A 10,222-nucleotide genomic window follows, 5' to 3' on the forward strand; every position below is an offset into this window, starting at 1 on the left:
ATCGGACCCTCAGCAAGTCCTATCTTCCCTGATCAGAAGGCACTTCTTCGTTTCTGCCCAGTCCGTGGACAGCCCTTAACGAAGGGCCGAGGTTAAGAATGTCTTATGTCGCACAGCTGCGACGAGGATTGGCGCACGCTTCGATCGTTGCCATCGTGGTTGCAGGAACCCTGATTTGTCTCGCTACTCCAGCCTCAGCGGCGGTTTCAAAGACTTTCGCTATCGGCATGTTCGGAGCTAACGAACAGCGAGTACTGTCGGCTACAGGCACGACCGATGGATCACCCGTAGGGGTTGCTGCGTACATCGCGGATGGGTCCCCTAACGCCAATACGCAACGGTGGAAATTCGAGTTTAGCAGCACACAGCCGTACACCCCACCGCGCCACCTCTACCGAATCATTCATGTACAAACCGGCCTCTGCCTGGGCAGAACCGGAACCGGAGGGCCGCAGGTCCAACTCAGGTCCTGCACGGCAGCTAATCTCTCCTGGTACACCCAACCGCCAGCGTATGGCGGGGGGTTCTGGCTTCGCAATAATGCAAATACTAACTGCCTTGACGGACTCTACTCGACCAGCGGCGCCTCCCTGAACAACTGTTGGAACCTGCCCACCGGTGGAAGGCCGGGAGAGCATTGGGTCTTGCGAACTGGGCCGTTCGAGTGCGCAACGGAGGGGACCGTTCTCTGCGTCCGCCCTCAACAACCGGTGTATGGCCTTATGGACACGTGGCAGCAGCATTCTATTACCTACACTGGAACCACCTACAGCAACATGCTGAATTCTGTTAAATGGGGAACGCTAGATTCGCAAGGGGCCAACAGTCGCTCGGAGGGCTTTGAATTCGGCTGGGAATCGAGATATTCCGCAGACCCGAGAGAAGAGAACGCATTTTGGGTCGAGTATGATGGAACATCATACGATTATCATGGCTTGTCGGATGTTCCCGGGGGTTCTGGTTCGGACGGGCGACTCCACACTTACATGGTAGTGCCAGGCGAAAACTCCCAGCTTGCTCTCTACTTCGACTTCAATCCAATCGCAAGCACAACAAAGGCCGAAAGCGCTCGAATTGGCGAGAGCAGCGGAGGTCTTTCTGCGGAGACGCTTGAAGCGGCCACGTTTGCGGGACCATATCAACACCGTATCCAGTTGCTCGACGGAAATTACACTTGGCGTCGCCCGTGGGTTGCCGAAGTCTCGACACGCGAGTTGTATCCCTGTGACGCGCCACGCAACGCTCCAGCCGCAGGGGGACCCAACACACCACCTCGATGTCTCACGGCTTCGACCGTCGCAAAAGCAGGGACGAACCCTCCGTCGGTCGACTATTTCGAGGTCAGCAAGCCGTCCTCGGCCACCCTGCAGGCTCGTGCTTCCGCCGTACCCGTCACGGGCGCGAGCGAGTTCTACAACGGCGTCGACCAGCGAGCGTTAGCAGAATGCATGAACGCAGATGCGAGCCGGTGCGTAACCGATGTGCCAGGTCTGGCCGAGTGCATCGGGGCACACAAAGCATGCAACATGAATGTTCAGCGTTCACGCCCGGAGCGTGGGACCAAGCCGAGGGGCGTGAGTGAGCGGCAGGCATTGGATTTGGCTCGTAAAGCGTTGACCCTTTCTAGCCGCTCATCTGAAACTGCCAAAGTTCGCACGATTTCTGCTCAAAAACCTGCGAGCGCGATGGCAGGTTCCTCTCAAACGCTGCCTCAGCGAGACGTCATCGTCGTTGAAGGGCGGGAGAAGGTTCGAAGCCTGCTTGGTCGCCAAACCGAGGGATACGACGGTTATCGGCTCGCCTTTGATCCCGTAAATGGCTCCCTGCTCCACGCATGTCTGGGCGCATGCCCCGCTCTGCAATGACCTGCCGTAACGCCTGAGCATCTGTAAAGGACAAGCATGAGTCAACGCAACAAGGCTCCCTCGTCGGTTTCAGCAGTGCGACGCATGCTCCGGTGGACGTCAGCTGGTCTGGTGGCGACTCTCACGCTCGCGGCATTTGCGCCTTCCGCGACTGCGTCGGCCGCCGGGCCACCTGCCCAATCGTCCGCGTTGAATGGTGGCGGTCCGATAGGAACCCTCGCGGCGCTGGACCTCAAGCAGGAGTGTGCCACGCGAGCTGAGGCGCTAACCCCGACCGGCTGGTCGCTAAGCCGCTTCGAACAGTGCCATCGCCGCGACAACTACCGGATCAACCTACGCGAGACCAACGGTGAGTACATCGGCTTCGTCGAGGTTGATATATGGATTCTCGGTTTCGCGTACGACGGCAGCCGACGAGTTGACTACCTGGCAAGTCTGGAAGACATAAAAATGGCAAGCCAACTAGATGAGAGCGTCATGGAGTTGGAAGTGTCTCTGCGAGGCTGCGAACGCGCAGACCTCGTCTGCCCAGGGCCAACACGTCGAACAGACCTCATTCGCCAGTGGTACGAACGGCCCACCGCGGACGCGATGGTAGTAACCTCCCCCGACGGCGCCGGAGCAGACCCGTTTTACACTGTCGCCTTCACACCGACATTTGAGTTCAGCGTCCGCTACAAAGACGGCAGAACCATTCCCTGGACAGAGGACCTCGCACAGCACTTGGTGCGCTTCGATAGCGCTGGTCCGGCGCTAGGCGGCAAGTACAAGGGCACGGTGTTCCCGGATCACACCCCCACGTTCTCGCTGAGCCTGACAGGACCAGCCCGGCAAGAAGCCCTGCACATCCACGATGCGCTGTACAACCCCAGCAGGACGTTCCCCAGCTTCATCGGCAAGTCCCCACCCGGTTCCTCCCCACCACTGCACCGCCTCATGGACAAGACCAACCAGGACTCGAACCACAACGCAGCTGTAAAAGTTTGCAGGGACGTGTGGGGGCCGACGTACACCACCGGCGGACTTGAATGCGACGAGTACCCGTTCAAGACCACCTACGAGGGCGCTGCCAACACCACACCCTTACAAGTCTGCGGCTTCACCGCCGGCGAGCCATGGGGCTGGCACGGGTCAGCCCGGCCCATTGCCGCTCTCGACAACGGCATCGGGGGTAACGAGCTGAAAGTCTTCTACGGGGCGCAGCGGCTACTCGACTGCGACCCCTTCCACGTCACGACGGTCCCGTAACAGGCGCTACGCTCGTCAGGTCGGCCGCGCCGGCCTGACGAGCGTACGCGCGGGAGAAACGATGACCAGCCGAATCTCTCACTACGAACTATTGTTCCGACCCGACTACCGATTCTTCATCGTGCGCGACGAGGAGTGCGACGCCGCGGAGGGCGGTCAAGAGGCACTCGCCCGGTCGTACGAGCGCGGTGCTGCGGCGACGGAGTACGAGGTATACGTGACCGCCGCTCAAGACCTTCTCAAGGTACGAGCCGCCCTAGAGGTCTGGGATGAGCCGTCCGGCGCGGAAATCGGCTTCGACGACGTCTCGGCCTTCGTGCTGACATGCCCCAGCGGCACGCTACAGATGGCCGACGGCAGCGGCACCTCGATCGGAGGCATCAACCTCCCGAGCGGACCCGGCCTATACACCACGCAGGTGCAGATCCGTGGCCGGGCTGAGGCCCTCGCGGCGCTGCGGCGTCTGGACGAACCCATGACGGCGTCACCGACTTCGGCATGGACGGCCCTGTTCGCGCCCTACGACGGGATCGAGGAGTACCTGATCCGCGTCTGGTTCTCGGCGCCTTTGCCTGACGATGATGACGACGAGGCCCGTCCGCACGGGTCTTGATCGACGGAACCGCCTGAGGCGGCTGGTCCTTGGCCAGGGTTCGGCTCCGGATAGGTGGTCGAGCCGCGCAGCCCGATTTCGAACACAGCGCCAGTGGCGCAATCACCAAACTCCCAGCAGAGGTGACCACACGATGTGCAATGGAAGATGACGTCCGTAGCGGCTTCGGCCGCGCGGCCAGCCGGCCATAGGCAGGTCAGCAGCGTTCTGCCGATAAATGATCGGTGAGGGCTTGGTGCTCGCGCAGCAGCGATCGTGTCGGGGGACCTGACGGCTGTCGCAGAGCACCTGCACCCGATCGGCGTCAACGACGATGTCGAGGGGTCGTCCCATCGTCACCGGGTGCACCGAGTAGTCGTTAAGTCGAAACGGTTCGATGCCGGCCGGTGCCCTCGCGATCGAGGGCGCCGGCCGGCTCTCGGCATTACCGCCGTTCGTCCTGACGGGTTTCAGGACGGAAGCTTGCCGACCTCGGTAGTCGTGCCTTGTCTCATGACTGCTGAGCTGGTGGTGCCGAGAAACGCGAACGAGGTTGGGTGGAATACCAGCGCTTCAGTACCGCCAGCGGAGATGCCGACTCCCTGTCGACCTGCGCCGTCCTGCACGTTAGCTACTGCAACGACGCCTGGAAGTTGTGCCAGAGCCTTGAAGATCGCGCTCCGCTGATCAGGTTGCAGATACGTCCCTGTCATGAGGAGGGATCTTGCCCTTTCGAACGCCAGGGCGTCCTGACCCGCGATCGGTCCAGCGCTTGGCGGCGAGGAATCCTGTCGACCGGGACGATCGTCCTTCAGCCATGCCAGCACTGCAGCGGGCTCGGTGGGAAAGCTTGCGGGTAAAACACCCCGTGCGCAGCGCGAGAACTCGGAAGCGAGTGTGTCCGAGTCCTGGGTCTCGCGGCAGCCAGCGAGCATAACCCAAGGATCCCACGCGGCGTTGCCGTCCTCTGGACGCTGTCGTTGCTTGCCGTCCTTCGTCGGCTCCACCGGAAGCCAGACTTGTGTCACGACCGGTGCTTGCCTGATGGTCTTGATGGAGCCGTCAGGCTGCTGAACTTGCTCCGGGTAGCTGCTGATCGTCTCGGTGAAGATGTACCCCGCGCCTTGGAGCCGTGAGGCGGTCGACTCTTGGCTTACGGCGGCGGCGTTGTCGAGGACTGTGGCGGCTCGGGGTGTGGCTGCCTGGCCGCCGGGTGTGTTCGGGCTTGGCCTCAAGGTCGATGCCCCTGCAATAGCACCCGCCACGGCGAGCGCCAGCACCCCGGCCTGCCACGTCTTGAGTGGGCGTTTCCGAGACGAGTCACGGAAGGCTGCCACAGGCGGACCAGCGAGAGGCTCATCGCCTCGAGGGGCTAGGTCATCGCCCAACTGTTTGATGAGATCTAAGTCCTTCACACCAACTCCAAGGTGATGTCGTCAGGCAGATGTCTGCGGATCTTCTGTCGCGCCCGGTGGAGCCGTGATCGGACCGTGCCGAGCGGTATCTCGAGCGCTCGGGCTGCCTCTTCGTAGGTCAGGTCAGCCCAGGCGACCATGAGCAGAACGTCCCGCTCCCGGCGGGAGAGCTTCGCCAACGCCTCGACGAGCGGCTTTCGCCAGGTGTGAGCCGAGGTTGCATCAGCGACTCGATCGGCAAGGTCCTCGTCACCTCGATCCTCAAAAGAACGCGAGAGGGCCCGGTACCTGGCCTGTTCAACCCGGTGATGACGAGCGATCTCTCTGATCGCGATGGCGAAGAACCATGGCCGAGCATCACTGTGGCTGAGGTCGTACGTCCGCCTGGCGCGAAAGGCCTTCATGAAGGTTTCAGCGACGACATCCTCCGCGGCCTCCCGTCCTAGACGGCGGTACGCGTACCCGTGCAACACCCTGGCGTGCCGTTCGTACAGCACGCCAAACCGGCCAGGCTGCGCTAGCGACTCCTCGATGACCTCGGCATCAGTGCTCGCGCCCGTGCGCGAGGGGCCTTGAGCGCCGTCCTCCGTGTCGATCACTGCCTCAACCCCGCCTCCCTGGATCGTCTCGTTGGACGCCCCATCTATGCACGAGAGGGACGAAGGGTTCGCTCGCTCGACGCTATCGACGGCAGTGTTACCGATTCGTTATAAATACAGACGGTCACCATACTTTCACGCAAGGCTTTCTGACCTGCTTGTTCATGCTGCCGCTCGGAGTACTCCCCGCAACAAAGTGAGCGCAGGAGCGTCGATGTGATTTGACGATGCGGTTGGGGTCCACTTTCTGGTCCAGCTTGCTGTTAGCCTGAGGACCGCCACTAGGTCAACAAAACATTTGTTGCTTAGCGCGCAAACCATTTCCGCGTGGCTTCGCGACGATTCTCGCTGGAAGCCGAAGCTCACACGGGGAAGGAATTGATGGCAACTTCGAAGAGGTTAGTTCGTCTCCTGCTGGCCGCAGCCACTGCTGTAACCGCAGTGGCCGCAACTGGAGGCCCTGCACATGCCGGCAAGGCCTCGGCAATGTCGGCAGATTCGACGGTGTCGGTGGCTCTTCAGTCGCTGATGGAGTTGTACCCGGGATCCCAGGTGGTCAGCGAAGACACCCTTCGGATCGCTCCTGGCGTCGATATCAGCATGCCGGCTGACCAGCCACGGGACAAGCGGGTCCTCTCAAAGGAGGCTGTCAAGGCAGCCCTCGCGTCTCCCAATCCTGTCCGGCCCGCCGCATCACTTCCAGCTTCGGCTCCGACTGGGGCTAAGGCTCCGGCTCGATCAAGCAAGCCGGCTGATCGCAATTTCGCAGCCGCCGGCGGTTCGGTCTACACGTGTGAATACAAGTACCTCTGCATCTGGGCGGACGCGGGTTACATCGCGGGATACAGAATTAGGTTCTACGACTGCGCGTTCATGGATCTCGGGGCGATTAACTTCCCGACGGGCGGCAAGTGGAACGACAAGGTGTCGGCTTACGTCAACAACCAGACGGACGGGGCCAACACCTACTTCTACAATTGGAACGGCGTGAGTAGTTGGATCTATCTCTTCGGCAGTACTGCACTCGACTGGCATAGCAACCTTGCCGCCGACACGCCTTACAACGACAAAATTGACGGGGTGCACGTCTGCGACACCTGATCGCGCACTCGGATGAGCGCGGCGGTCTCGCCGCATTCATCTGATCAGAGACGATCCCTCTCTGCCACCCCACACTCCACAGTGCGGGGTGGCAGAGGGCGGTTCGGGAGTGAGCCCTCCCGGTACCTTTGACAAGTCGTGCAGCAGCCCGGTATGTGCGGCGCTGGATCTCAAGGCGGGCAGCGATTCGGTGGTCCGGAGTCCGAACGGCATACTCCGGCCCGTTACCCTGCACGACCCCGTCGCCGCCGACCGCTTCCGCCGCGAACAACCCACCCCTCGCCGCGCACCTCGCCGACCGTGTCGACGACGTGTTCGACGACGCCGACACCATCGTGGTCGCCACCGAATGGACGCACTACCGCGACCTCGACTGGGCCAAATTCGCCCCCACCATGCGCTCACCACTCGTCCTCGACGGACGCCACTGCCTCGACGCCGACAGGCTCACCGAATTCGGCTACCGATACCTCACCATGAACTCCCCAGCTCTCCCTCCGCGCAGGCAGCCGTAGCTGCTCACGATCCACAAAACACATGAACCGGCTTCTCGCCGGGCAGGCCACCGTTTCCAACGGCAGCCTCACCGTTGTCGCGCTGGCTTTCGAGGCCGGCGTCTCTCGGATGGCCCTGGTGAAACGCCACTGCGACCTGCGCGCCGAGTTCTACGCCCGGGTCCGCGCCGAAGCCCACCAAATCCCGGAGGCCGAGCAACGACTGCGGGAGACCGCCGCCACACTGAAGATAACCGTCGCGAACCAAACCGCTGAGCTGGCCGAACTACGAGCCCTGGCCACCAACCTGACGCTCGCCAACGCGGTGCTGCGCAACATGCCCGGATCAGCGTCAACACGCGGACCCGCGGTCGACACCGCAAGGCCGAACTGCGCCGCCGACAGCAACGACCAGGACGACATCCCCGACAACCTGGTCTCCTTCAGGCGACGGCTGGCGAGGTAAAACCCTCGAGATCGGCATGCATCCACCCGGTGGCGTCAATAACCGGCGACACCGGGCTATCCGAAGCCCCGTTCGTAAAAACCTATTCGCCACCGTAGTAGTACGCGAGATCCTCGGTCAGGCCGAATTCCGCTGCCAACCGCCGCTCACGGGCCGCCTGCAGGTCGGCCGGTGCCACCTGCTCCATGTCGAGTTCCAGCGTGTACAGCGGGAAGATCCAGTGCTCGCATACGAACCGCGCCGCCTCGACGTTCTCGTCGTCATTCAGGCGCAAGCCAGCATCGACCAAACGCTGGATGACAGCGACGTTGAGGGGCCGCAGTGCGCTCCAGTGCATGCTGTCGTCCACCTCGATCCCGTCCCAGACGGCCTGAGTTGCTTGGAACCCGTTCTCGGTGAGCAACCCGAGCCGGTGCATCGCGCCGACCAATCGGATGGCCACCGAGGGGATCGGCGCATGCTGGAACGGCTCGTCGATCATCGCGGCGCGGCTCGCCGGTCCGGTCCAGGAACCGTTGCCATCCTCGTCCCTGATGTAGTCGACGTAGAGACGCTCTTCGCGGCGGGTGATGACCTCGTTGCTGAAGATCCAATCCACATCCATTGGCCCGTCGAGGTAGAACTCGGCCCGTAACCCGTTGACGTAGCGGCGCACCTCCGCGAGGTCCGCCGGCGCTCCGCCGTAAGCCTGAACGTACAGACCGCGGGCGAGGTGCTGGTAGAACCGGCGCCGCAGCAACTGTTCGACGCGCTGCCGGTTTTGGTGCCCCCATCCGGCCCGAGCAACGTCCAGCAGGATGAGGACCTTCGCCGCCTCCTCGTCGGCAAAACACCGCAAGACTGCGGCGCTCTGGTGCCGACGAGCAGCCGCCAGCGGAGCCGCATCCGCCTCCAGCGTGGCGACACTCGCGGCCAGGTGCGCAACGCCCTCGGCGATCACACCGAAACGCTGCCGCGCCGGCAGGTGGAGAATTTTGTCAAGCTGACGAGCGTGCACCCGCCAAGGGTCTGGCGTTTCCCGCGGCCGGGCAACCGATATCCGCCAGCCGAGGCGGCGGCGCCGCTGCACGGGATTGGCGTCGCGGCGAGACGACGGTTGAACGCGACTTTCAGAACGGCGGCTCGTCGCCGGTCGTCCAGGGGGTCGGGGGTGGGATGGCACCAGCCGGCAGCGGCAGGTTCGTCACCACATACAGGTTGAGGATGTCGTCGCGGTCGATGAACATGATCTGGCTTCGCTTCGCGTCGTCGAGGGCGTTACCGAGCCAGTTCCGGGCGGCTTTGGTAATCTCGCCCCCCGCGACGATGAACGCGTGGTCCACGAGAACCCGCTTGTTCGTCTCCGGGTCGAATATCTGGTGGGCCAGCATCATGAGCGCTTGATGGTGGATCTCGCCGATGCCGGCATGCCCGGCCTTCGTCACGCCCGAGGCGTCGATCTTTCCCTTCTTCGCCTGTAGGCCGAAGTACAGGTAGTGCTGGGTCGGCAGGGTGTACCGCATCCAGATGTCCTTGCCGTACTCGAGCGCCTTGTCCTTGTGCCCTGCTGCGGTTACCCGGTGGAAGCCGAGCTGACGGAACAGCGGAAGCAGCACCTCCTCGATCAGATCGTCCTCGCTGCAGGTGTTCAAGTACGCCGCGAGTTCCTGCCGCCTCCTGATCTCCATGACCGTAAACGGCCGGTGCGGATTCGCCCGGAACACGCTGACGGTGCTCGAACCGAGGTGCCGCAGGTAGCAGTGCCGGTCCTCGGCGTAGAACGCCTCGAACCCCTCCCGGGTGAGAACGTCGTTAAGCTGACGAAGAGCATTCTCACGCTCCGCCCCCTCGTTCATCGCCTCGCTCGGACTCATCAGATGGTCGATGACGCGGCAGAAGATCTCCGGAGGCCGGCCTGGCCCATCGTGCGGCTCAGCCAACATCGCTTCCAAGACGTCAGCCACCCAGCGATGCCGAGTAGACCCGTCGTGTACCCAGTCGGTGTCGAGCTCTTGGAAAAACTCGGTGATATACGAGCTCGAGCGGTACGGGAAGTACCTCGGCTCCTCACCGTGCTTCGGGTCATCCGAACCGAGATTTCCACAAATCAGATCGCCAAGTGCCTCCAGGTTCCGGCGCCTGAACCTCACGTACGGACCTCCCGCCACCGTCGGACTACTCGACAGTCTGCCGCGCCTCGCCAGGAGTCGTCGGTCGGGCGCCGTCCTCCAAGCCGTTGTGGTCGAACGTGCGCAGGCCGGCAGCGGAGGCGAGGATCCGGGTGCCGTGATCGTGCGCGAGTTGCCGGGCGCCGGGCGCCGGGCGCGGTGGGGGCGGGGTCGGTGCGCGCCGGACAGGAGGTCGGCGTCCAGGCGGGTGTCGGCCGCGTACCCGATCCGCAGCCCGTGTTTGGCGGCCCGCGGCGTAGGCCTTCGGGCCGTGGGGGGGGGGGGGGGGGCGGCG

General features: G+C 63.0%; 10 protein-coding genes and 1 pseudogene. 7 read left to right on the forward strand and 4 right to left on the reverse strand.

Annotation, left to right across the window (positions count from 1 at the left end; all coding sequences use genetic code 11):
- Positions 1 to 227 precede the first annotated feature (227 nt).
- The 4 genes and pseudogenes from ABZV06_RS31450 to ABZV06_RS31465 form a co-directional block, all read left to right on the forward strand.
- Positions 228 to 563 (forward strand): annotated as a pseudogene (locus ABZV06_RS31450) (RICIN domain-containing protein); the annotation flags it as partial.
- A 1,011-nt stretch (positions 564 to 1,574) separates the two neighbouring features.
- Complete coding sequence (locus ABZV06_RS31455; protein WP_355625891.1) at positions 1,575 to 1,865, forward strand: hypothetical protein; 291 nt, start codon at positions 1,575 to 1,577, stop codon at positions 1,863 to 1,865.
- A 111-nt stretch (positions 1,866 to 1,976) separates the two neighbouring features.
- Positions 1,977 to 3,113 carry a hypothetical protein gene (locus ABZV06_RS31460; protein ID WP_355247359.1) on the forward strand — a complete coding sequence of 379 codons (1,137 nt, stop codon included), beginning with the start codon at positions 1,977 to 1,979 and terminating at the stop codon, positions 3,111 to 3,113.
- Between the two features lie 61 nt (positions 3,114 to 3,174).
- Positions 3,175 to 3,726, forward strand: a complete 552-nt coding sequence (locus tag ABZV06_RS31465) for a hypothetical protein (protein ID WP_355247362.1) — start codon at positions 3,175 to 3,177, stop codon at positions 3,724 to 3,726.
- Between the two features lie 449 nt (positions 3,727 to 4,175).
- On the opposite strand, the gene ABZV06_RS31470 is transcribed toward ABZV06_RS31465, so the two are convergent.
- Both ABZV06_RS31470 and ABZV06_RS31475 read right to left on the reverse strand, forming a co-directional pair.
- Positions 4,176 to 5,120 carry a CU044_5270 family protein gene (locus ABZV06_RS31470; RefSeq protein ID WP_355625885.1) on the reverse strand — a complete coding sequence of 315 codons (945 nt, stop codon included), beginning with the start codon at positions 5,118 to 5,120 and terminating at the stop codon, positions 4,176 to 4,178.
- Positions 5,117 to 5,719: an RNA polymerase sigma factor gene (locus ABZV06_RS31475; RefSeq protein ID WP_355625887.1), complete on the reverse strand. Its 603-nt coding sequence runs from the start codon at positions 5,717 to 5,719 to the stop codon at positions 5,117 to 5,119. The genes ABZV06_RS31470 and ABZV06_RS31475 overlap by 4 nt, the downstream gene beginning before the upstream one ends.
- A 327-nt stretch (positions 5,720 to 6,046) precedes the next feature.
- Between ABZV06_RS31475 and ABZV06_RS31480 the strand changes: the two genes are divergently transcribed.
- From ABZV06_RS31480 to ABZV06_RS31490, 3 genes are all read left to right on the forward strand, one after another.
- Positions 6,047 to 6,820: a hypothetical protein gene (locus ABZV06_RS31480; RefSeq protein WP_355625889.1), complete on the forward strand. Its 774-nt coding sequence runs from the start codon at positions 6,047 to 6,049 to the stop codon at positions 6,818 to 6,820.
- A 311-nt stretch (positions 6,821 to 7,131) separates the two neighbouring features.
- Entirely contained in the window at positions 7,132 to 7,335 is a 204-nt protein-coding gene (locus ABZV06_RS31485; RefSeq protein WP_355247374.1) for a UDP binding domain-containing protein, read from the forward strand.
- 22 nt (positions 7,336 to 7,357) lie between these two features.
- Positions 7,358 to 7,780 carry a hypothetical protein gene (locus tag ABZV06_RS31490; protein WP_355247377.1) on the forward strand — a complete coding sequence of 141 codons (423 nt, stop codon included), beginning with the start codon at positions 7,358 to 7,360 and terminating at the stop codon, positions 7,778 to 7,780.
- Between the two features lie 82 nt (positions 7,781 to 7,862).
- On the opposite strand, the gene ABZV06_RS31495 is transcribed toward ABZV06_RS31490, so the two are convergent.
- Both ABZV06_RS31495 and ABZV06_RS31500 read right to left on the reverse strand, forming a co-directional pair.
- The gene (locus tag ABZV06_RS31495) at positions 7,863 to 8,777 is read right to left on the reverse strand and encodes a hypothetical protein (RefSeq protein WP_355247380.1); all 915 of its coding nucleotides are present in this window, start codon (positions 8,775 to 8,777) and stop codon (positions 7,863 to 7,865) included.
- Positions 8,778 to 8,889: 112 nt separating this feature from the next.
- Positions 8,890 to 9,723, reverse strand: a complete 834-nt coding sequence (locus ABZV06_RS31500) for a hypothetical protein (protein WP_355247383.1) — start codon at positions 9,721 to 9,723, stop codon at positions 8,890 to 8,892.
- Positions 9,724 to 10,222 lie beyond the last annotated feature (499 nt).

Origin of the sequence: Micromonospora sp. NPDC005172 (assembly GCF_040608555.1) — a bacterium.
Taxonomy (GTDB): Bacteria; Actinomycetota; Actinomycetes; order Mycobacteriales; family Micromonosporaceae; genus Micromonospora.